The organism is Gorillibacterium sp. CAU 1737, from assembly GCF_039888655.1.
Classification (GTDB): domain Bacteria; phylum Bacillota; class Bacilli; order Paenibacillales; family NBRC-103111; genus Gorillibacterium.
In genome coordinates this window covers 1-21,779 of the sequence record NZ_JBDQQO010000014.1, presented here as the reverse complement: position 1 = coordinate 21,779, position 21,779 = coordinate 1, and the positions used below count along the sequence as shown (strand labels likewise).

Here is a 21,779-nt window from a genome sequence, read left to right as displayed (position 1 = left end):
AGCAGCAGGAGCAGAACGAGCAGGAGAAACAAGACCAAGACGACGAGCACCCATTCCTCGCGATTCATAGAGACTCTCCCCCCGATGTGCGGCTGCCTACATCGTATTCCGGCAGCGCTCCGGGGGTCTGGGCTTACGCCCAGGAAGGGCAAGTCTCTGCTTGAAGTTAGTTGCAGAACCCACGCTGCTTCAGCCAGCTGGCACATTGTCCTGTCCAGTGGCGAACATGCTCCTGGTCTTCTGCGAGGCCGAGGCCGTGGTGTCCCATTTCATACACATGCAGGTCAAACCGGACTTCTTCCCGTTTAAGAGCTGACGCATACATCAAGCTGTTCAGCACCGTCACAAGCCCCTCTTCCGAGGTGTGCCAAAGGAAGGCGGGCGGCGTATCCGCCGTGATGTTCTCCTCGGCGCTGTAGCGAGCGAGCAACTCCTCGCTCGGCTTGATGCCGAGAAGCTTCTCCCGGGAGCCGTCATGGGTAATGCCGTCGCGCATGCTGATGACGGCATAGCAGAGAATAGACAGATCGGGGCGGCACGACAAGCGGTCGATGGGATCCACCGCACTGGCATCCCCCCGGTCATAGAGCGTGGAAGCCGAAGCCGCCAGATGACCGCCAGCGGAAAATCCAAGTACGCCGACACGCGTTGGATCGATGTTCCACTCGTCCGCCCGGAAGCGAACATAGCGGATGGCCCTCTGCACATCCAAGAGAGGCGCAGGCTCGCGATAGGGAGCCACCCGATAACGGAGAACAAAGGCGGAGATGCCCAGCGAATTAAGCCATAACGCAATCGGCTCCCCTTCATGGTCGGCGCGCATTTCATACCCTCCGCCTGGACAGATCACCACCGCGGCACGAGGGGATGCTGTCGTGCCTGAGACCAAGTAAGGGGTAACCGCCGGCTTGTCCTCCCCGCCGCTTCCCGTGGCATAAGGGGCGCCGTTCGGCCAAAGCAATTCTTCCATTGTATAGATCGACCTCCTGAATCATCCATGTCAAATAAAGCGTTTCCCAGAACATGCAAACGAATCGGCTTTTGCTGCCATCCACTCGTCTTGTCCGGGTCCATCCTTCCTTCACCTTAGCGCAAATTCGAGGCGGTGACAAGGCAAGGATTATGAAAAGGTACGTACGAACATCCCCTCCTTTTCGAAAAAAGAAGACAAGTTGTCCGTACATCCTATACAATGGAGGTAGCCTGACCGGAAGCCCTTTCACCATCCCGCAAATCCGGCGGCTGCGACCCAAATCCATCAACAGGGAGGCTGTATCCTCATGACCCGAACCCAAGTCCCCCCGCCCTCCATGCTGGGCGTCTGCTACTATCCAGAGCATTGGCCGGAAGCGATGTGGAACGATGACTTCGCGCGTATGAAAGAACTGGGCTTTTCGATCATCCGTATGGCGGAATTCGCTTGGGCGATCCTCGAACCGGAGGAAGGCCGATATGATTTTGCTCTCTTTGACCGCGCTCTGGATGCCGCCCATGCACACGGCTTGAAGGTCATTCTGGGCACTCCCACCGCCACGCCGCCCGCCTGGCTCACGCAAAAGTACCCGGAAGCCTTGAACGTCACGAGAGACGGAGTCACCCTTCATCACGGCATGCGCCAACATACCAACCATACGAGCCCGATCTTTCTGGAGCTCTGTGCCCGCATTACCCGGGAAATGGCCGCTCATTTCCGAAGCCACCCGGCGGTGATCGGCTGGCAGATCGACAACGAGCTGAACTGCGAGATCAGCGTGTATTACTCCGAGGCGGACCATGCCGCATTTCGTCTTTGGCTGCAAGCAAAGTACGGTACTTTGGAAGCGCTTAACGAAGCGTGGGGCACCGTCTTCTGGAGCCAAACCTATACGGACTGGCAGCAGGTGTACTTAACCCGGCCGACGGCAGCCCCCGGCCAGCCCAACCCGCATCTGGCGCTTGATGAGAAGCGGTTCATCTCAGACAGCACGCTTGCGTTCGCCAAACGGCAGGCCGACATTCTCCGGGAGCTGGTCCCGCATCATTGGATCACCACGAACGGCTTGTTCGGTCATCTGGACAGCCACCGATTGACCGAAGAACAGCTGGATTTCTTCAGCTATGACTCCTATCCGCAGTTCTCTACCATCGGCGGCGACACCGAGGAAGATCCCCTTCTCGATCGCAACTGGAGCCTCACCCTCTCAGCCGTCCGCTCCATCTCGCCCAACTTCTGCATCATGGAGCAGCAATCCGGTGCAGGCGGCTGGGTAAACCGGATGGACATGCCTTCTCCTCGCCCCGGTCAAATGCGGCTGTGGACCTACCAGTCCATCGCCCATGGAGCGGACATGGTGCTGTACTTCCGCTGGCGGACCGCTACTGTCGGCAATGAAATCTACTGGCACGGCATCCACGACTATGACAACCGGCCGAACCGCCGTGTACGGGAAGCAGCCCAGATCGGCCAGGAGCTCGGCCGAATCGGAGAACGCATCGCTGGCAAGAAAAATCAGGCGAGCATTGCCATTGTCCGGGACTACGACAACGAGTGGGACGGCGAATACGACATCTGGCACGGCCCCTTCTCGTGGCAGAGCGGCAAAGCCTGGTTCAAGGCGATGCAGCGCCGGCACATTCCGAACGACATCCTGTACCTGCGCCCGACGACAACCCTGGCCGAGCTGCTGCGTTATTCCGTCCTCGTCTACCCACACCCGGCCATCATGCGGGAAGACACCGCCCACCTCCTCACCGACTATGTGAAGGCAGGGGGGACGCTTATCTTCGGCTGTCGAACCGGCTACAAGGATGAGCGCGGTCACTGCTACATGCTTCCCTTCCCAGGGCAGGCCGCCGCGTTGACCGGCATCACCGTAGACGACTTCACCCGAATCAAGGGAACGCGCAAGCCTGTCCCTATTCGGTGGGTTTCCTCGCCGGAGGAAAATGGAAACCAAGCGCTCACCCGCGCTGACGAATTTCACGAGGTGCTCCGCGTAGAGGCGGAGGACGTGACGGTGGAAGCCGTATACGCCGGCGATTATTACGAGGGACAGCCTGCCGTCACCCGGCGTGGCTTGGGCGAAGGCGAAGTCTGGTATTTCGGTGCGGTGTTCCATGAGGAATCGGCGGGTCGCATCCTCGACCGCCTTAACATTCACTCTCCCGCTGCCGATTGGCTGCGCCTGCCTTCCACGGTCGAGCTCACGCTGCGGGAGGGCGATGGCCGCACGTACGCCTTCCTGCTCAACTATGCCAATGAGCCGGCCCGCATCACCCTTACCGAACCGAAGGAGGAGCTGCTCCGCGGAGAGGTCTTGTCGGGAGAATGCGAGCTTGCTCCCTACGATGTGCGAATTCTGGTTCTCTAAACAAGAAAGAGCCTCCTGGCGCGTGTTAGCAATCGCGCTTCAGGAGGCTCATTCTCATCATGACTCTTCCAATGGGGAGGCAACGTGACCGAGCTGCGCTTGCCGCAGCTTGGCGGGGGCTTCCCCTTTTGTCTTGCGAAACATGCGTGAGAACAAGAACGGGTCCTCGTACCCGACCGAGCGTGCGATATCGCCAATCTGCAGCTCCGTCAGCCGGAGCATCTCCGTGGCGATCTCCATTCGATGGCGGATGAGGAATTGCTGAGGGGAGAGCTGCAGCTTGCGTTTGAAGATGGCGTGCAGATGCTTGCGGTCCACTCCCGCGTAACGGGCGATGTCCGTAACCGAGATTTTGCGGGAATAGTTCTTGTGGACAAATTCCACGGCGCGCAGAACGTAACCGTCGGCTGCACTCTGCTCCTCGGGAGGGACCGGTCGTCCCGATTCGGCCATCCCCCAGAGGAGCTGATAGAGAAGTCCAGTCCACTTCAGGTCGTCGTTCGGCTCAGGACGATCCGTCTTCATGAAGTGCTCCAGCCGTTCCGGGGCGAGAAGCAGCCCCGGGTAATCGAACACAGGATGATGCGCATCCAGTCCGGCGCGCTGGAGGAATTCACCAGCCTTCAGCCCGTTGAAGCCGATCCAGACATAATACCAGGGATCCTCTGAATCCGCCTGGTAATAGACGAGCTCCTCCGGAAAGAGGACGAAGCCCTGTCCCTTCTCCAGCGGGTAGCTGCGGTTCCCCAAGGTGAAGCTTCCTCGGCCTCTGATGATATAATGAACGACGTAATGATCGCGGAGTCCGGGGCCCCAGCTGTGATCCGGGGAGCAGCGATCATGTCCGCTGTAATAATAGATCAGCTCGCTGTTCGTGCCCATTCGGCTCGCAAGCGGAATGTCCATCCGTTCAACCAACGGTTCTCGACTCCTTTCAACTTATCGACATTATACCATGCGTACGATGCGAGGTGGAAAGAAGAAGCAGAGCAGGCCTTGTCAAAAGGTAACCTATTACCTATAATCAAGCTAATGACCAATTAGGTAACAGGTTACATAATGATAGAAGGAGGTACAATCGATGGATTCCCTAGAACAACAAGCGTACAGCTTCGGTACGATGCTGGTTTTGGTCAATCGGTTGCAGGTGCTGGGTGACAAACTGGATGAGCGGGTTACCCTAAAGCAGTGGCTGACCATCGCGGTCCTGTTAAAGAGCGGAGCATCTTCCCTCCCCTTGACCGAGCTGGCTGATCGACTCGGCAGCTCACGGCAGAACGTCAAGAAGCTGGTGCTTCTTCTGGAAAAGCAAGGCTTCGTCGCCCTCAATCGGGATGATTCGGACGCCCGCATTTTGCGCGTTCGTCTGACGGAGCACTGCATGGAGTATTTTGCTGCGAGAGACGGGAAGGAAGCTCGCTTTATGGACGCTCTCTTCCATGATTTCGACCCCGCCCTCACCGAAGGACTCTACCGCGGGTTGGTTAAGCTCGCCGAAAACATCGCCCGAATGGAGGATTCAGCCTCTCATGAGGAAAAGGAGTAGGAAGCCTATGATTCTCACCTTGGTTGTAATCGCTATTCTCGTTGGGGCAACGCTGACTTTCTTTCATCTCCCCTATTCCAAAACGAAATCCAAGTTCCACCTACTGGCTGAAGAGAGACTCTCCACCTCCAGCCCGCTTGAGGGAGTATTCACGGCTTCCGATTGGGAGTCGCTCCCTCCGTCGGTCCGAACCTACTTTGAATCCTCTGGATTTACCGGACAGCCCAAAATGAGTTCGATGAAGGCAGAGTTTCGTGATGTCCCCTTCTTGCTGTCCGGAAAGTCCCTGACGATCGACTACACCCAGTATAATTTTCTTCAACCAATAGAACGTATCGCCTGGATTGATACCTCACTTGCCGGCGTTCCCTTCGAAGGGCTGGATACCTTTCTCGCAGGCAAAGGCGGCATGAAGGGCGTCTTGGGTAAGCTCTTCCCTCTCTTCGATCAGCACAGTCAAGAACTCGATCAGGCTAGCCTCGTCACCTACCTGTCGGAGGTGCTGCTATTTCCAAGCGCCGCCCTGGAGAGTGGAATTGTGTGGAATCCGATCGACGATACCCAAGTGAAAGCAACACTCTCGGCATATGGCCTGTCGGTCAGCGGCTGGTTTCAATTTCGGGAAGGCGGGGAATCGGTATCCTTCACAACCGATGATCGCTATGTCGTGGAATCGGACGGCACCAGCCGGCAGGTGCGATGGTCTGCTCTTATGGACAACTTCAAGGTGGTAGACGGCATCCGGCAGCCTACTCGCATGAGAGCGGTCTGGCATGAGAAAAGCGGTGATGTTGTCTACTTCGACAGCGACAACCTGACGCTCCACTACCGATAGACGGCAACCCTAGCGGATCGGAATATCGATTGTCTCGTTATAGGCTTTGCGGTAGTACATCCCGCCGAGCTGCAGGAAGTCCGGCTCTCCCTTTGTTTTAAACACGAGGGTTCGTTTGTTATAGAAGGGGCCGCCCTCTTCCTTGGCTTCGATCGTCTGATTAATGGTGGCCTCGAGCGGCACCCGCTCTCCCTCCTTCGTTCCGAGCGAAACATCATCGAAGCGGACTTCCTCGCTGGTTTCAATGGTCACTTCAAGCCCCTCCGCGCCGTGCTTCGTCTCCAGCAGCCGAAGCTCCTCGCCTGCCAAGGCTTGCGGCTGAGCGAGTTCTGCGAAGGTCAGCTTGCGGTTCAGCTTTTCGTAGGTGAGGAAGTCCTTCAACACGATCTGGAGCGACTTTAGATCGCTAGGCAAGGCGTCGAACTTCACCTCGAAAAGGCGGCCCTTGGCCGTATGCGAGACTCCCGTTCCTTGGGCCTCCATCGGCTTGCCGTTCACCATCAGCTCCACCCCGTCCATGGAGCGCTCCAGCACTCGCTCCCGATCCGTTTGGAACGTCCCTTCGATCAAGGTCATGGTGGGGGTCGCCTGAATCGAGCGGAACGTAAGCTTGCTTCCGCCTGCCTTGAGCGTTCGGTTGATGGATTGCTTGAGGGCCGTTTCCATCGCCTCTTCGGGGTGATAAGGGAACGTCACGCTTCTCTCCTGCCGTTGGGCTGTCGTCCCTTCGTCCCAGAAGGTAAAGGTTAGCTTTTTGGCTAGCGGGCTGACCGGGTCGAACGTGTAGATCCCCTTGATTTCGGTCTTATCCTCGGTCAACCGGTATTGACCGGTGGCAAGCGATGCGTTCGTCCAGAAGCCCGTGATTCTCCCCGGAGTAAAGAGCGAGCCGCTTTCGTCCGTTAGTCCACGCGGATTCTTCAAGGTGTAATACAGAATAAATTGATTGGCGTCCGACATGACGCCGTCCAGAATCAGCTCCGTCCCATCCTGGAGAATCACTCGCTCCTCCACAGACTGACCGAGTCCCTGCTCGTTAAGGGCTTGCAGCGTTCCACTCCCGATATCATCGAAGCCAAGCAGTTTTTTTCCATAATACGCAAGGGCATGATACTGGCTTCCTGCAAAAAGGCTAAAAGCAAGCACAGCCACCGCTGCAGCCCGGCCTCGCGTAACCATCCGGCGCCTGACGGGCTTAGGCTCAACCCGATCCAGTGCCGCTCGCAGCCGTTCCTCCATCTCCTCCGGCGCCAACACGTCCTCCCACCTCGACTTTTGCAGTTCCAAGCGTTCAGTGAGTTCCTTCATGTCCATCCCTCCCGGATAAGGCCCTCAGCTTTTTCAGGCCATAGAAAATGCGTGATTTCACAGTCCCGAGCGATACCTCGGTCATCTGAGCAATCGTACGGTCGTCCAGATCGTGATAGTACTTCAGGCGTATCGCCTCCTGCTGATCCTCATTCAACTGATCCAGCATGGCTTGGAGGTCCATCCGTTCCTCCACCCGGCGAGGGTCCGCCAGATTCAGCCCTTGTGCTTGTCCGACGTGCCCACTCTCGTGGTTGTCCCCGAGCATTTCCCCAAACGGCTGCATCCGATTGGATTTGCGCAGCGCCTGCTTGCAGCGATTCACGAGGATGGTCTTGCTCCAGGAGGAGAAGCTCCCGTTCTTCTTCAACCGCCCGATCTGTTCATAGAGCGTCACAATCATATCCTCCAAAGCATCCAGGGCGTCGTGCTCGTTCTTCATATAGGCCAAGGCGAGACGATAGTAGGCATCCTTCTCCGCCATAATCAGCTGCAACAAGGCGTCCTTTTCCCCCTTCTTCGCTCTCTCCACCAGGCGAGCTTGCTCCATGCTGTCACCTCTCTCTCTTCTCCTTAGAGTCGCCAGGGTCGCAAATCGTTCAATGCCTTCAAAAATAGGTTTCCGTCCGAGTGAAAAGAAAAAAGCACCCGCATCGAATGTGCCCTTATCTTACGATAAGGATTCTCTTCAATGAAGGTGCTCTGTTGCACAGCGACGGCTTGATTGCCTGCATTTTCCTGCGCTCTAGGAGGTCTGCACATGCTTGCGGAACTCCAACGGACTGATTCCGATGGCGGCTTTGAAGGAGCGGCTGAAGTAGGCCTGGTCAGCGTATCCCACTTGCCTGGCAATCTGAAACACCTTCCCGTTAGTGTCGCGCAGCAGCTCCTTGGCGCGGTCCATGCGGATACGGGACAGGTGCCAGGTGAAGGGATGTCCCGTATCCGCTGTGAAAAGGCCGCTAACATAATTGGGGGTCAAGCCGAGCGTCCTGGCAAGCTGAGCAAGGGACAGGTCCGGGTTGGCATAGTCCGCCTCCAACATGAGCAAGGCGGAGCGAATGACGGGGCTGACGAGGTCATAGCTGGGCTTCATGCCCGGTGTCGGCTTGGCCAGATCCAGCTGAAGCAGGCTCTGCCGGTACAGGCCCCCGATGTCTTCCACCGTATGGGAGATTCCGCCGAAGCCGAGCTGAATGGCAACCGATAGCTTCTTCTCAAGCTGGGCCTTGCTCCGTACCGCGTATTCCTCCAGAGGGGGAACGTGAAAGCGATCGGAGAACAGGACCAGTGTAGCGAGCGGCTTGCCGATGACGACGACGGGGACCCCCAGCTCCGACAGAAGCTCGTCGAGGAACAGCTTTACAAAAAAACGCTCCGTCTTGGTCCAAAAGCTCCTTTCGGGAATCAACAGCGAGAAGAGCCCCACCCAACGAAATCGAGGGTACAAGGTCGGGTCCTGGAGCCGCGAGCCCTCCAATGGCGCTTCCAGCACATCCTGAATTCGCTTTTCCAGAAGGTGCTTTTCCCGGAGCTGATGAGTAGCCCCCCACGATTCCAACTCGGGAGGTTGCTCGTCTTGTTTCCCGTTGTTCTCCGCCGCGTAATCACACAATTGCAGGATCAACCCGAGCACGGTCGCCCGCAGGCGGTAATCGCTGCCCGATCCCTCCTCAAAGGTATCTCCCGTCATGGCCAGTAAGCGATCAAAAAAGGGGGCCAGCAATCGAGCAAGCTCAGAGCCGTTCTCGTACAGGGTCGTTCCCAGGCAGGAAAGCTGCCGATACATGGCGGGATCATCGATGTCGAAATGAAGACTGAAGTAGGTCATGCTGCTTGCGGCTCCGATTCGGCTGGAATGCAGGCATCCGGGCTGAATGAAGAAGATGTCTCCCTTCCTCTGCCCGTATTCTCCGTCGCCCTCAAGCGTGGTGATCTGCTCCCCCTCCCGAACGATGTTCAACTCAAAAAGCAGATGGTTGTGCTCAGGGTAGGACCACCCCTCATGAACCCGCCGCCAGTGAGTCCCGCCGAAATGAAACGAATATTGAAAGTCCGGGAGGGCGAACTGAGACAGCTCGGCGGGCAGCTCGGACGCGGTTTCCTTTATTCGGGCCATGCAGCGTTCTCCTCTCTTCTCGCATCCATCGCCGGTTGTATCCCCTCACCCGCTGGATCAGCGGCTTTTCTTGCCGCTCGGCTTGGGCTTGCCGTCCAGCTTGGGCTTTTCGTCCTTCCCGACGGTTCTCGCCGGGAAGAGCGACACGAGTCGCTGGACCAGGTTCTCTGCCCGCCGCAGCCGTTCGGCGCTGCCCTCTGCAGCGGGATTCGCAGGTGCGGAGAGCGGGTCGCCTCCATAGCGCACCTGCTCGTATTGCTCCACCAGCTCGTCGAGCTCCGCGGGGGTCACTTGACCAGGCGGCAGATCAAGAGCGATGCGCCGCGTATAATCGCGCGCCGTCTCGTGAGCGCGCACCGGTTCTCCCTTCTGCTCCATTCCGCCGAGCAGTTCCCGGTATACGGCGCGAATGCCTTTCCCGCTTGTGGAGTACTTCAGCCGCTTGGCACTTGTCTGAACGGCTGGCGTGCGGTTGATCTGCACCTGCACCGGCGCAGCGGAATCCCGTTCGTTCATGCGACGGTTCTTGATGCGAATGGCGAGCAGGAGAAGGATGGCGAGAATGAGGAGCCCGATCCAAACGGAATCGGGAATTCCCCCGGCATCCGTAACCTGCGTCTCGGGCCAAAGCTGTCGATCCGGGTTGCCGAGCCCTTCCCCGGCGAGGGGGTCCTGCTCGGGAGCGGGACGAACCGTAATGTTACGCGTAAGCCAGGTGAGCAGACGAATCACGGGGACACCCAAATAACCGAGCACCACCGATACCGCTGGAAAGACCATGATCAGGGGAATCAATCCCGCCACGATCACAAATAGGAGCATCACCCCGCGCAGCCGGAAGCTCCAGCTTCCTGTGACCGTCCGTTGGGCGTAAACGAGCGAGAAGCCGCGGAAGGCCAGATAGAAGATTACAGCGGCCAGAACAAAGGAAGGATCCTCCGATTGACGAAAGGCGATCAACACGAGTATCGGAACGGCACAGGATTCCCAGATGAAGTACCCGCGAAACCGCTCCTCCGGTGAGACCTGATCGGCCAGCCAAAGCCCGAAGCGACCGACCAGGACAAAGACGAGGACAGTCGTCCAGACAAGAAAGCCGGTATCGGTCAGCTTGAAAAGGACCCCAAAGGCACTTCCCGCTGCAATAGCACTTCCCGCGAGAAAGGCCGCCTTTTCCCCATATCGCCGATAGGCTTGATTCATAACCGTTCCCACCAGCAAGAGAAAGGGAACGAACAGCAGAAGGACCCAGCGCTCGACGTCTGATGTGATGACTCCCGCGAACAAGAGCAGCCCGCTAAGAAGAACAAAGCCCTCTAGCCCTAAGTAAACAGCAGGAGACATGGCCCGGCGAACGGCAGCCGGCGGTAAGGAAGACAAAGAGGATTCAGGTGCATTCATCGGGTTCGAGCCACCTCCTCTCGATGAGCATTCGGATAAGCATAAACCGAAGGATGCATCCGTTTCAGCTCAGCTAGAGCCTTCTCTGCCTCTTCATCCTGAAAGGCCGTGAGCAGCACCAGGGTCTCCCCCGGTCGTATGATGCGAGCAGCCGACCGCAGGAGATCAGCCAATGACAGCGCAGGATGAAGCGACAGCGAGCCCAGCCGGTTCGCGATGCGCTCACGCTGCACAAGCCCCGGCTCCGGCGAGAGATACCGGTCCCCGCCTAAGCCGTCCGTCAGATTCGTCAGCAAGCCGACCGAGGTTCGCTCTCCGATCATGCGATCCGTCAGCTGCATCGCCTGCTCGCAAAGCTCGTCAATTACGTCGCGCTGCGGGATTTTCCAAAAAGCCTCATGCATCTGACCGCTCAGGAGGAGGAGCACCCTTGACTCGGTCGTATATCCGAACTGCTTGACCATCAACTCTCCGGTGCGAGCCGTCGCAAACCAGCTGACTGCCCGCATCGAATCCCCGCGGGAATACGGGCGCACTCCCGTAAACAGGCTCGGGTCCTCTTGATAGAAGCGCTGCGTCCGAAGCTCGCCGATCAGCTCGTTCATCAACGGGCTGGCTCCATCCGAAACACGTCGCGAGGGCCTGACGATGACCTGGGCTTGGGTGTACACCGTCCGGTCTGACTTGCGCAGTCCGAACATATCAGTGAATTGCAGCTCGGCTTGATTCCAGCGAGCGACGCCTCTTCGGACGGCGTAGACGGTGATGCGAATGTCAGCCGTCTGCCGAGGAAGAAGGTAGGTCTCCACCCGCACATTGCGCTCTTCGCTGCCAAGGGCCGCGGCCAATTCCTCGGGAAGCTGCATCGATAAAACCACCCGAGGGCAAGGGAGGCGGCTCGGGTTCGTCATGCGACAGCGAAAGACCACCTCGTCGCCCACGTCAGCCACCTCAGAGAGGGTATCGGCTTCGACAAGCACATGAGGGTAAACCCGGCGCTCGGCGTACTCAGGCGCGAGCCAAAATGCCGCAATGAGGAGAACCAGACCCAGCCAAAGAAGGATCCACATCCGTGCCACCTCCTTCTCTTCGAGCTGTCAAGGACCGCTCTCCGCTTCCGCGCAGTGAGCGCTGTCCCCCGATCACGGATGAAGCTCCAGCTCGGTTGGAACCGGCACGATCTCTAGCAGTTGGGAGAGTGCGGTTTCTTCTGTAATTCCTCTTGCTCGGGACTCAGGGGTCAACTGCACACGATGAGCCAGAACCGGAACTACCCCGTGCTTGATGTCGTCAGGGGTAACAAAATCACGGCCATCCAGCCAAGCGAACGCTTGGGCAATGGCGAGGAGAGCCAGTGCAGCCCGCGGGCTCGCTCCAAACCGGAAAGCCCCCTGCTCACGCGTCGCCTGAACGATGTCCAGCAGATAAGCTTCCACATCGGAGGCGAGCTTCACCTGGCGGCATTCCGCCTGGCTTGAGGCGAGAAGCTCCGGAGTAACCACGGCTGATGGAGTATCCGTCTCTTCACCAGAGCGGAAACGGCGCAGGATGCCCGCTTCTTCCTCCCTTGTGGGATACCCCAGCCGCACCCGAACGAGGAAGCGATCGAGTTGGGCTTCCGGCAAAGGAAAGACCCCTTGCGATTCCAACGGGTTCTGCGTCGCAATGACGAAGAAGGGAAACGCAAGGGATTCCGTTAATCCGTCCAGGCTCACCTGACGCTCCGCCATCGCTTCAAGGAGCGCGGAAGCCGTGCGGGGAGTGGAGCGGTTGATTTCATCATAGAGCAGAAACTGCGTAAAGATCGGGCCCTTTCGCAGCGTGAATTCTCCCGTTCCGGGCTGATAGACAAGTCCCCCCAGCAAATCCTGCGGCAGCAGATCCGGGGTCGCCTGCACGCGATTGAATTTCGCCTCGAAGGTGCGAGCGAGCGCCTTCGCTAAGGTTGTTTTGCCTGTGCCGGGCACATCCTCCAGAAGCACATGCCCTTCCGCCAGAAGCGCGGCCACGATAAGCCGAATCGCCTCCTCCTGTCCAACGACCTGCTTGCCTACTTCCGTCCGAATCCGGTCATAAAGCGCGTTTGGCGTTCCCATGGTTTTCTCCCATCTCTCTCTTGGAATTTTCTCTCCAGTATACCAGTCTAGCGAACAGATGCCTACCAACCGGGAAGATTCCTAGGCAATAAGGCCTAGCCAGCGAGGAGGCCTTCTCAATTTTGTTACAAATAAGCAAGTCTGGAAGCGATGAGCATGATAAACTGGAAGAAAGAACAACTGTGACACTCGCGAGGCGATTCGTTCATGAAGACAAAACCTCATCTTGAAGCAGCCCTTGAAACCATCGAGCAGCAATTGGCGCAAGAGCTCACTGCGGGGCAGGTGGCAGAGCGAAGCCACGTTTCCCCTATGCAGCTGTACCGGGATTTCTATCAGATGACCGGCCATTCGGTCAAAGAATACATCCGGAAGCGAAGACTCTCCAAGGCCCTCTCGCTGGTGAAGCATTCCGCTCTCAGCCTCTCTGCAATCGCTTACGAATGTGGATATAGCTCCCAGCAAGCCTTTTGCCGTTCCGTGAAGGCTGTTACCGGCCTGTCGCCGCTCGCCTACAAGGACAGCAGTAACGAATTCTATTTTCCGCGATTCAACCAGCAAAGCCAGCGTCAAATCACACTGTCTACCGAGACCCTTCCTCTTACCCTCCGGTTGGTTTACTCCCATCCCGAGCCAAAGGGAATCGAAGCTCGTGCGATCGCGCGTCTCTTTCGGCTTCTGCCTGCCTACAATGGCAGAATCTTTGGCCGGAATCGTCCCCAGGGGAAGGATCGAGGCGCATCCTATGAGCTGTATATCGAAGGAAGTGAAGACCTGGTGGGGCTGCTCGCCGAAGGCGGGTTCGCCAACCTTGCTTTCCTTCCCGAGAGAACAGCCGTCTTTGCCAAAACCACAGCACGACACCGGGAAGAGGAGGTCAATGCCGCTTGGGACGATCTGTATACCCGTTGGCTCGGCTCCAGCATGTTCAAGCAAGCGGATTCCCCCTATTGGGAAGAGTTCCTCTATCGCTCCGGTAAGGTCCACAAGCTTGTTCTGTATCTGCCGGTTGTAAAGCGGGAGGATTTCCCCCGTTTACGCTTGGAGGTCTGGCCGGAGCAGCGATTTGTTGCGGCTCACGGCAGGGGCATGGAGGCGGAGGAAGAGGCTTCGGAGAAGCTCTGCTCCTTCCTGCAGCGACGTTACCCTCTTGTTCTTCCGAATGCCCGACGCTTCTGCATGGTTCATAAGGCGGGAGACTGTATCTGCGGAGTGGAAACGAACGATCTTCTGATGCTGCCGGAGGAAGACCGCGATCTGCTATTTCTGGTCATGCCCGCCGGCCGTTATGCCGTACTCGATGGAGCTTGCTCCGCGGACAGTGAGGTGTATGAGGGCCTTCTCTTAAGTTGGGTGGACGAAATCGGCATTCGCTGCGAGGAAGACTCGCTCTTCGTGGTCCATGAGGCCATGAGCGGCTTCGATCCGGACAACATCCGAACCAAACTGTTCCTCCCTTTAAAAGATGATAGAAACGGATAATACTCTTTTGCCCCTGGAGAAGTAGGATAACCTTATCTTGATCTAACAAAGGAGCGTATTTCACATGAATGCATTGCCCACTCCTGATTGGAGCCCTGAAGAAATCAATCCGGGAGGCTACGGCCCCAAAGGCAAGCCTGTCCTCGTATCCATGGCCGAGCAGGCTGCTAAGCCTCGCACCACGGAAACGGTTATCGAGAAGGTTCATTCCTTCGTCTCGATTGTCGATCGACCGAATCTTCCGGTTGTCGGGTACTGCGTCCCTATCAGCTACGAAAGCCGCGGATATGCCTACGCCGGCCAGAACGCCATCAACGGAAGCTTTTCGGACGGCGCCTTTGCCGCCAAGCTCATCACGGAAGGCGATATCGCCCTTCTTGCCGACGTGCTGGGCCTTGCTCCCGGATCCTATGAGGTGGTGAGCGCTCGCTTTCACATTGAAGGGGACGGAAACTACCAGGTGCTCGTAGGGATTGAAATTCCGCAACAGACCACGCTGCCCGACGAACTCCCGGAAAACGTGAAATCCTGGACGATTCCAGCAGCCCGCTACGCAAAATTTCAAATCAATGACCAGGGAAAGCTGGACCGCGACGGCTTCCATGAACGGATGCAGGCAGACGATTTCTTCATCAGTTCCTTCCGTAAGGAAACTCCTTATGTGTTGGACTCCGCTTCTACCCCCTGGGTGCTCTATGACGCTACTGGTGACCTGCTCGCCAAGTATGAGCCGATTCGGCTCCCAGCGGATGAGCGGGACACGTTTGCCAGCTATCGCTTCAAGCCTGTTGTGCTCCCGGAAATGAAGGTTGCTTGCTGCGTAGCCGAAGCAGGAATTGATGACAGTGTCATCTTCCAGTTTTTTGAGGTCGAGCAGCAGGTTTATGCTTGCCCGGTCTCCCGCTATTACCTGCATGAGTACTACGGATTCCCGGTGAACAACGAGAGAGGCACGGCCCACAGCGCCTTCGGCATCCGCGTAAGCTCCTTTGAAGGCTTACCGGATACCGTAAAGCAGGTTGTTCTTCCCGGCGGCCTCTATCTCCACATCACCCAGTTGGAGTTCAACGGAGACAATCCCTCCATGCTGTATGAAGCGGCCTATCAGCATCTGCATGCTCTCTACCTGGCCGATCACCCGAACTATGATCGTGATGAGAGCCGTCATATCATCGCCCGCTTCCGTCAAGGGAACTGCGCCTCCATCTTTGTTCCGTTGCTAAAAAAATAAACCGGGAGCTCATGACCATCCTCATTCCACGAGTATGGATTGAGCCATTCAACGCAATCAGGTTTTTATGAAAAAGGACCTGCCGTTGGGGACGGCAGGTCCTTCGGCGGCTTCTCCATTCCATGCCTACGAGGTGGATTCCCATGTTCTTGGAGGATAACTTTTTGCTGACCAGTCCGACAGCCCGGGATTTGTTTCATCACTATGCGAAGGAAATGCCCATTCTGGACTATCACTGTCACCTGGACCCGAAGGAAATCTACGAGAACCGCGCATTCCCCAATCTGACGGCCGCATGGCTCTCTGGCGACCACTACAAGTGGCGGCTCATGCGTGCCAATGGAATTGACGAGCGCTTCATCACCGGTGATGCATCGGATGAAGAGAAATTCTATGCCTGGGCGAAGACCGTTCCCATGACGATCGGGAACCCGCTCTACAGCTGGACCCATCTGGAGCTTCGCCGCTTCTTCGGAATCGACGAGCGTCTTACCGAACGAACAGCCCCGGCCATCTGGGAAGCGGTAAACCAGCAGCTCGCTTCCCCAGCCTTCAAGCGGCGAGAACTGATCAAGCGTTCCAAGGTCGCGGCGCTCTGCACGACCGATGATCCGGCTGACTCCTTGAGCTGTCACCGGCTGTTAGCCGAAGAGGAGACGGCCTTTCGCGTGTACCCCACCTACCGCCCGGACAAAGCATTAAACCTCGATTCTCCCGGCTTTCTCGATTGGCTTAGCCTCCTGGAGGCTGCCTCCGGACGCAGTGTGACTTCTTTCAGGGACCTCCTGGAGGCCTTGAGGGGTCGCATGCAGGTCTTCCACGAGCATGGCTGCCGCCTGTCCGATCATGCACTCGATACCCTTCACTACCAGGCGGGAAGCGAAGCGGACGTGGAGCGAATCTTCCAGAAGAGAAGAGCAGGAGCCTCCCTCTCGGCGGAAGAAGTGACCGTCTACCGAACGGAGCTGTTGAGTGCACTGATCGGATTTTACCGCGAGCTGGGCTGGACGATGCAGCTGCACCTGCACGCCTTCCGCAACCATAATTCCCGCTTGCTCCGGCAGCTCGGGCCCGATGCCGGCTTCGACGGGATTCAAGACCTCCCCCTCGCGCAGGCACTGTCCCGCTTGCTCGACCGAGCAGAGCGCGAGCAGGGCTTGCCGAAGACGATTCTCTACTCGCTAAACCCGAACGATTATCCGGTTCTCGTTACCTTGATGGCGTGCTACCAAGGAGAGATGCCCGGAAAGCTTCAGCTTGGCTCGGGCTGGTGGTTCAACGATACCTACAGCGGCATGCGGGAACAACTCACCAAGCTCGCCGAGAATGGACTCTTGTCCCGGTTCGTCGGCATGCTGACGGACTCGCGGAGCTTCTTGTCTTATACCCGGCACGAGTATTTCCGCCGGGTGCTCTGCGGTTGGCTCGGAGAACTCGCCATGCGCGGTGAGGCACCCGACGATCTGGATCTACTGGGAGGAATGGTTCAGGACATTGCTTATCGAAACGCCGAACGGTATTTCAATTTCCCCGTCTAGCCAGAAGAGCATCGAGCAACCGGGTAACGGCTGCGTTCGATGCTCTTTTTTCCTCTAATCGTGCTTCTTCATGCGCTTCACTCCACGCAAGCGGCCTCTTGCCTTCCGCTCATTCATGATAAATGCGTACAAAAATATCCTGATCGTAGTTCCCGAAGCCACGACCAAAGAGCGTCATTCCTCCCCGTCTCCGTCCCGCCGGTTCCGCCGTCAGGCGAAGGCGCCAGTGATTGGTTTCCCAGTCGATATCCTGCAGGGTTACCGTAGACATCTGCTGCCCGTCCATAAAGGTGCCTTTCGCATTGATGCGCAGAACCTTCAGCATGCCGTATTGGTTCACATCCGGATGCCACCAGGTGGGCGTGAGTCGTCCTCTCTCCTTGCCGAAATCCCCCGGGCTCGTCCACACGCCCAGTTCGGTCCCGTTCAGAGAGAAGTTCAAATCCGATGGCCACTTCTCATTGACATGAGGCGCCTCTGAGCCCAGCTCCATCGAGATCTCCATTTCCTGGATCACCTGATCCTGGTACAAATAATTAGGGAGCGTATACTCCACGAAGCCCTTGCCAAACCAGAGAATGCCCGCGTGAACATGCTCAGGGTCAGCGAAGAAACGGGGATCGTCGTAATACCCGATCAGCCGATCCACGGTAGCCAGCCCGCAGGTGGGGTGAGCTTCGAAGGCGGAGTAATGACCGACAGGTATAGACAGCTCTACAACCTTTCTCGCGATCGGGAGAGCACCAGAAAGCTTGATCTGGAGGAAGTCTGCCGTGAGCGAACAGAATTTGTAGGTAGCTCCCTCGATGCGCCGCATCCGGGAGCCGACCAGGCCCGCCTTTTGCAGCTTTGCCACATGGGTGCTTGCCATTGCATTGCTTAGCCCCAGCTCATCCGCCAGCTCCATGATCGTCATCTCCCGCCGATCCAGCAGCTCGATGATGCGCAAGCGCACCCCGCTGGCGAGTGCTTCATACACCCGCAGGGACTCCTCATTCGTCGTCAGGTACATGACACTCCTCCTTTCCTATTTCCTAAGCCCTTCCCAAAACCTATCAAGCCTAGAATTCGGGTTTAGATTAATCCTGAAAAATCAAATTGTCAATGACCCACTCAAGAGATAAGATCAACCTTGAGAAGCGGAATTTGAATTTAGTCATCATGAAATCCAAACCCTCATTAAAAGGAGGCAGGCAGGATGGCTTTGAAGGCATCTTTGATCGTCGATAAGGATTTTGTCCTGGCGGAGGTCGATAAGCGAATTTACGGCTCTTTCATCGAACACCTGGGACGGGCCGTCTATGGAGGAATCTATGAACCGGGACACACGGCAGCGGACGAAAACGGGTACCGCCTTGATGTGCTGGACGCCGTTCGCCGGTTGAACGTGCCGATCATTCGGTACCCCGGCGGTAATTTTGTGTCCGGGTACAACTGGGAGGATGGAGTCGGCCCGCGAGAAGAGCGGAAGCAGAAGCTGGAGCTCGCCTGGTGGACGACGGAGACCAACCAGATGGGGACGAACGAGTTTGCCGATTGGGCGCGGCTCGCCGGCTCCGAGGTCATGATGGCGGTCAATCTCGGCACTCGTGGAGTGGATGCAGCGCGCAACCTCGTGGAATATTGCAACCATCCCGGCAGCTCCTATTGGAGCGACCTGAGAATAGCGCACGGCTATCAACAGCCGCACGGCTTCAAGACGTGGTGCCTCGGCAATGAGATGGATGGTCCCTGGCAGATTGGGGCGAAGACGGCCGTGGAATACGGCCGACTGGCGAATGAGACCGCGAAGGTGATGAAATGGGTCGATCCTAACCTGGAATTGGTCGCATGCGGCAGCTCCGGCAGCAGCATGGATACCTTCGCCGAATGGGAAGCGACCACGCTTGACCTCTGCTACGACAATGTTGACCTCTTGTCCCTTCATATGTACTACAACAATCATGAAGGCGATACGCCCAACTTCCTGGCCCGATCGCTCGATCTGGATCGGTTCATCGGCAGCGTCGCCTCCATCTGCGACTACATTCAAGCGAAGAAAAAGAGCAAGAAGAAGCTGCACCTCTCCATGGACGAATGGAACGTCTGGAAGACCCAAGGCTCCAGCCGGGCGGAGCAGCGCTGGCAGGTGGCGCCGCCAGAATTTGAGGATGTGTACAACCTGGAGGATGCTCTCGTCGTGGGCTGCTGCCTCATCACGCTCATGAAGCACGCGGATCGCGTCAAGATTGCCTGCCTGGCACAGCTCGTCAACGTCATCGCTCCGATCTCCACCGAGAACGGCGGGCCGTTGTGGCTGCAGACAACCTATTATCCCTACCTTCACGCCTCGCTCTATGGGAGGGGAACCGTACTGCATCCGATCCTCCACTCGCCCAAGTATGATTCCAAGGACTTCAGCGACGTGCCCTACGTGGAGGCCGTTGCGGTCTACAACGAAGAAGCGGGAGAAGTCACGGTGTTTGCCGTCAATCGCCATTTAACGGAAGCCCTCGAGCTGCAGACCGACCTGCGTAGCTTCGGTTCGGTTCAGGTCATCGAGCATCACGTCCTGACGCATGACGACCTTCGGGCTTGCAACACGAAGGAGGCACCGAATACCGTCAAGCCTCATCTGCAAAGCACAGAGGAGCTTCAGGTGGACGGGGGCAGGCTGGAGATTCGCTTGCCGAAGGCATCCTGGAACGTAATCCGCTTGAAGGTAAAGACAATCGGATAACGAAAAGAGGGCCACTTCGGCCCTCTTTTTTCTGCGCGGTCAAGCTTGCATTCGATGCAAGAAGGAAGCAACCTCGACTCGTCAGCACCGCGTGGTGATTCGGGCGATCGCCTGGAGATCGCCTGATCCAGCTAGCGGCTTCCACCCGGGCTGGCCGAAATAAGGCGTCCCATCTGCGTTCCACCACAGCGGTTGAACGCGGGCATGACGATTGGGATCATACAAGGGCTCTCCTGCAATTTCACGATAGGACCGCGAATGGTAGACAAGAACATCCGCAACTCCATCTTCGGATACCGTGAAGCTGTTATGACCAGGCCCGAACTCGGAAGTCTGCTCGTGGCTGACGAATACCGGTTCCTTCGACTTGGTCCAAGAAGCGGGGTCCAATAGATCGCTCTTATCGGAAGCCGTTAACAGCCCCATGCAATAGCGATCATCTGTGGCGCTCGCGGAATAAGCGAGGAAGATCCGCCCGTTCCGCTTCAAAACGGCGGGTCCTTCATTGACGTGATGGCCTCGGATCTCCCACTCATACTCCGGGGTTGAAAGCTTCACCGGTTCTCCTTCAATTGACCACGGCGTGCTCATCTTTGCCATAAATAAGCTGGACACACCGATGATTTGAGCCCATATCAAATACCTCTGGCCCTCATGCTCAAAGGTAGTCGCATCCAACGAAAAGCTTTCATTCGGGAGCTTGATCTCCCCTTTTTCCACCCAGGCTCCCGAGATGGGATCCTCTTCGGCGCACTCCAGCACATAAGGACGAATCGCCCACTTGTCTTCGGCGGAACCCGCCGCAAAATACAGGTACCACTTTCCATTAATCCGATGAAGCTCAGGCGCCCAGATGTGGCTGCCCATTTCGCCTTCTTCGTGCTTCGTCCAAAGCACCGTTTCAGCTGCATCCGCCAGTCCCGCAATCGTACGGGATCGCCTCAGCACCAATCGATCATACTCCGGCACGGACCCGGTGAAATAGTAATACCCATCGGTATGCTTCATCACAAAAGGATCCGCCCGATTCGGAATAAGCGGGTTCGGATACTCGTCCGCAACCACCGTTCCTTCCACCACGATCGTTCCGCTTCTGTTCAAGAGCATCGGAGAGATCGGCTCCCAGTTCACCGAAAGCCAGCCTCTTACGCCACCCTCCGCTTCCGCCTGAACACGCGAGGGTAGTTGCAACGGCTCGCCCGCTGCTCTCTGAATGTGGATCTCCTGAATAGCCGTGATCTTCATGTGCGGACCCCACCTTTTCCGTATCTGTCACCGAATGTATCCGGTTACATTTTGATGATAGCAAAGCCTTGGAACAGGATCAATCCCCCAGTAAGCTTTTCAGCACACTGGTGTCCGATCACGACAGACGGACTGGATTGCAAAAAAACGTTTGCTCCCCCTTGCAAAATACGGCCCATTGGTGTTCACTTTGTTTAGTGACCAATCAAACTTTTTTGGGATCGAAATCTACGAATGAGGTGTATGCATGAAGTTTACGAATCCGGTCATCAAAGGCTTCTACCCGGACCCCAGCATCTGCAAAGCAAACGGCCGCTATTATCTGGTGTGCAGCTCCTTTCAATTTTTCCCCGGTGTTCCGATCTTCGAAAGCAAGGACCTGATCAATTGGACGCAGATCGGCCATTGCTTGACCCGAAAAAGCCAGATTCAACTGGACACCGTGACCAGCTCGGGAGGCGTCTTTGCTCCTACCCTGCGCCACAACAACGGCCGTTTCTATATGACGACCACCAACGATACAACGCGCCAAAACTTCTATGTCTGGACGGACGATATATATGGAGAGTGGTCGGAGCCGGTCTACGTCGATCAGGGGGGAATTGACCCGGATTTGTACTTTGAGGATGGCAAAACCTTCTTTATGAGCAACGGAACGGACGATAACGGCGTCGGCGGGATCGTTCAATGCCAAATCGATGTGGAAACAGGAGCCAAGCTGTCCCCCAGCCGCTCGATCTGGCAAGGAACAGGCGGCCGCTATCTGGAAAGCCCTCATTTGTACAATGGTCAAGCCCCCGAATTGTAGACAGTGAAAAAAGCCTCTAGGCAGCAAGCTGGCGTCGGTACGCAACCGGAGTCAGCTTGTTTAGTCTTCGTTGTGGTCGACAGTGGTTATAAAAGTGGATG

18 protein-coding genes are annotated in these 21,779 nt (G+C 57.0%); 8 read left to right on the top strand and 10 right to left on the bottom strand.

Annotated features, from left to right (window positions below):
* Positions 1-166 precede the first annotated feature (166 nt).
* Complete coding sequence (locus AAFN83_RS20585; RefSeq protein ID WP_347772895.1) at positions 167-970, bottom strand: alpha/beta hydrolase; 804 nt, start codon at positions 968-970, stop codon at positions 167-169.
* A gap of 310 nt (positions 971-1,280) precedes the next feature.
* Between AAFN83_RS20585 and AAFN83_RS20580 the strand changes: the two genes are divergently transcribed.
* Positions 1,281-3,350: a beta-galactosidase gene (locus AAFN83_RS20580; protein WP_347772893.1), complete on the top strand. Its 2,070-nt coding sequence runs from the start codon at positions 1,281-1,283 to the stop codon at positions 3,348-3,350.
* Between the two features lie 57 nt (positions 3,351-3,407).
* Here AAFN83_RS20580 and AAFN83_RS20575 read toward each other — a convergent pair whose 3' ends face one another.
* On the bottom strand, positions 3,408-4,268 hold the full coding sequence (locus AAFN83_RS20575; RefSeq protein WP_347772891.1) for an AraC family transcriptional regulator: 861 nt from the start codon (positions 4,266-4,268) through the stop codon (positions 3,408-3,410).
* Positions 4,269-4,431: 163 nt separating this feature from the next.
* Between AAFN83_RS20575 and AAFN83_RS20570 the strand changes: the two genes are divergently transcribed.
* Together AAFN83_RS20570 and AAFN83_RS20565 are read left to right on the top strand one after the other, a co-directional pair.
* On the top strand, positions 4,432-4,896 hold the full coding sequence (locus tag AAFN83_RS20570) for a MarR family winged helix-turn-helix transcriptional regulator (RefSeq protein ID WP_347772889.1): 465 nt from the start codon (positions 4,432-4,434) through the stop codon (positions 4,894-4,896).
* A gap of 7 nt (positions 4,897-4,903) precedes the next feature.
* Complete coding sequence (locus AAFN83_RS20565) at positions 4,904-5,731, top strand: DUF6544 family protein (protein WP_347772887.1); 828 nt, start codon at positions 4,904-4,906, stop codon at positions 5,729-5,731.
* Positions 5,732-5,740: 9 nt separating this feature from the next.
* Here AAFN83_RS20565 and AAFN83_RS20560 read toward each other — a convergent pair whose 3' ends face one another.
* The 6 genes from AAFN83_RS20560 to AAFN83_RS20535 all read right to left on the bottom strand — a co-directional run bounded on the left by AAFN83_RS20560 (position 5,741) and on the right by AAFN83_RS20535 (position 12,655).
* Positions 5,741-7,039, bottom strand: coding sequence for a DUF4179 domain-containing protein (locus tag AAFN83_RS20560; protein ID WP_347772885.1), 1,299 nt, complete (start codon positions 7,037-7,039; stop codon positions 5,741-5,743).
* Positions 7,023-7,589, bottom strand: a complete 567-nt coding sequence (locus tag AAFN83_RS20555) for a sigma-70 family RNA polymerase sigma factor (protein WP_347772883.1) — start codon at positions 7,587-7,589, stop codon at positions 7,023-7,025. Before AAFN83_RS20555 ends, AAFN83_RS20560 begins: the two co-directional genes overlap by 17 nt.
* A 195-nt stretch (positions 7,590-7,784) precedes the next feature.
* The gene (locus tag AAFN83_RS20550) at positions 7,785-9,158 is read right to left on the bottom strand and encodes an AraC family transcriptional regulator (RefSeq protein WP_347772881.1); all 1,374 of its coding nucleotides are present in this window, start codon (positions 9,156-9,158) and stop codon (positions 7,785-7,787) included.
* A gap of 57 nt (positions 9,159-9,215) precedes the next feature.
* A complete protein-coding gene (locus AAFN83_RS20545; protein ID WP_347772879.1) occupies positions 9,216-10,559 on the bottom strand; it encodes a DUF4129 domain-containing protein in 1,344 nt (447 codons plus the stop codon).
* A complete protein-coding gene (locus tag AAFN83_RS20540; RefSeq protein WP_347772877.1) occupies positions 10,556-11,629 on the bottom strand; it encodes a DUF58 domain-containing protein in 1,074 nt (357 codons plus the stop codon). The genes AAFN83_RS20545 and AAFN83_RS20540 overlap by 4 nt, the downstream gene beginning before the upstream one ends.
* 72 nt (positions 11,630-11,701) lie before the next feature.
* Positions 11,702-12,655 carry an AAA family ATPase gene (locus AAFN83_RS20535; RefSeq protein WP_347772875.1) on the bottom strand — a complete coding sequence of 318 codons (954 nt, stop codon included), beginning with the start codon at positions 12,653-12,655 and terminating at the stop codon, positions 11,702-11,704.
* 207 nt (positions 12,656-12,862) lie between these two features.
* Here AAFN83_RS20535 and AAFN83_RS20530 point away from each other — a divergent pair, with 207 nt between their 5' ends.
* The 3 genes from AAFN83_RS20530 to uxaC all read left to right on the top strand — a co-directional run bounded on the left by AAFN83_RS20530 (position 12,863) and on the right by uxaC (position 16,906).
* The gene (locus AAFN83_RS20530) at positions 12,863-14,137 is read left to right on the top strand and encodes a helix-turn-helix domain-containing protein (RefSeq protein ID WP_347772873.1); all 1,275 of its coding nucleotides are present in this window, start codon (positions 12,863-12,865) and stop codon (positions 14,135-14,137) included.
* A 64-nt stretch (positions 14,138-14,201) separates the two neighbouring features.
* Positions 14,202-15,368: a GyrI-like domain-containing protein gene (locus tag AAFN83_RS20525; RefSeq protein WP_347772871.1), complete on the top strand. Its 1,167-nt coding sequence runs from the start codon at positions 14,202-14,204 to the stop codon at positions 15,366-15,368.
* Positions 15,369-15,511: 143 nt separating this feature from the next.
* Positions 15,512-16,906 carry a glucuronate isomerase gene (uxaC, locus tag AAFN83_RS20520; protein ID WP_347772868.1) on the top strand — a complete coding sequence of 465 codons (1,395 nt, stop codon included), beginning with the start codon at positions 15,512-15,514 and terminating at the stop codon, positions 16,904-16,906.
* Between the two features lie 109 nt (positions 16,907-17,015).
* Here uxaC and AAFN83_RS20515 read toward each other — a convergent pair whose 3' ends face one another.
* Positions 17,016-17,918, bottom strand: coding sequence for an ArsR/SmtB family transcription factor (locus tag AAFN83_RS20515; RefSeq protein ID WP_347772866.1), 903 nt, complete (start codon positions 17,916-17,918; stop codon positions 17,016-17,018).
* A gap of 186 nt (positions 17,919-18,104) precedes the next feature.
* Here AAFN83_RS20515 and arfA point away from each other — a divergent pair, with 186 nt between their 5' ends.
* On the top strand, positions 18,105-19,625 hold the full coding sequence (arfA, locus tag AAFN83_RS20510; RefSeq protein ID WP_347772865.1) for an arabinosylfuranosidase ArfA: 1,521 nt from the start codon (positions 18,105-18,107) through the stop codon (positions 19,623-19,625).
* Positions 19,626-19,706: 81 nt separating this feature from the next.
* On the opposite strand, the gene AAFN83_RS20505 is transcribed toward arfA, so the two are convergent.
* Complete coding sequence (locus AAFN83_RS20505) at positions 19,707-20,870, bottom strand: family 43 glycosylhydrolase (RefSeq protein WP_347772863.1); 1,164 nt, start codon at positions 20,868-20,870, stop codon at positions 19,707-19,709.
* Positions 20,871-21,117: 247 nt separating this feature from the next.
* On the opposite strand from AAFN83_RS20505, the gene AAFN83_RS20500 reads away from it, so the two are divergent.
* Positions 21,118-21,678, top strand: a complete 561-nt coding sequence (locus AAFN83_RS20500; protein WP_347772861.1) for a family 43 glycosylhydrolase — start codon at positions 21,118-21,120, stop codon at positions 21,676-21,678.
* Positions 21,679-21,779 lie beyond the last annotated feature (101 nt).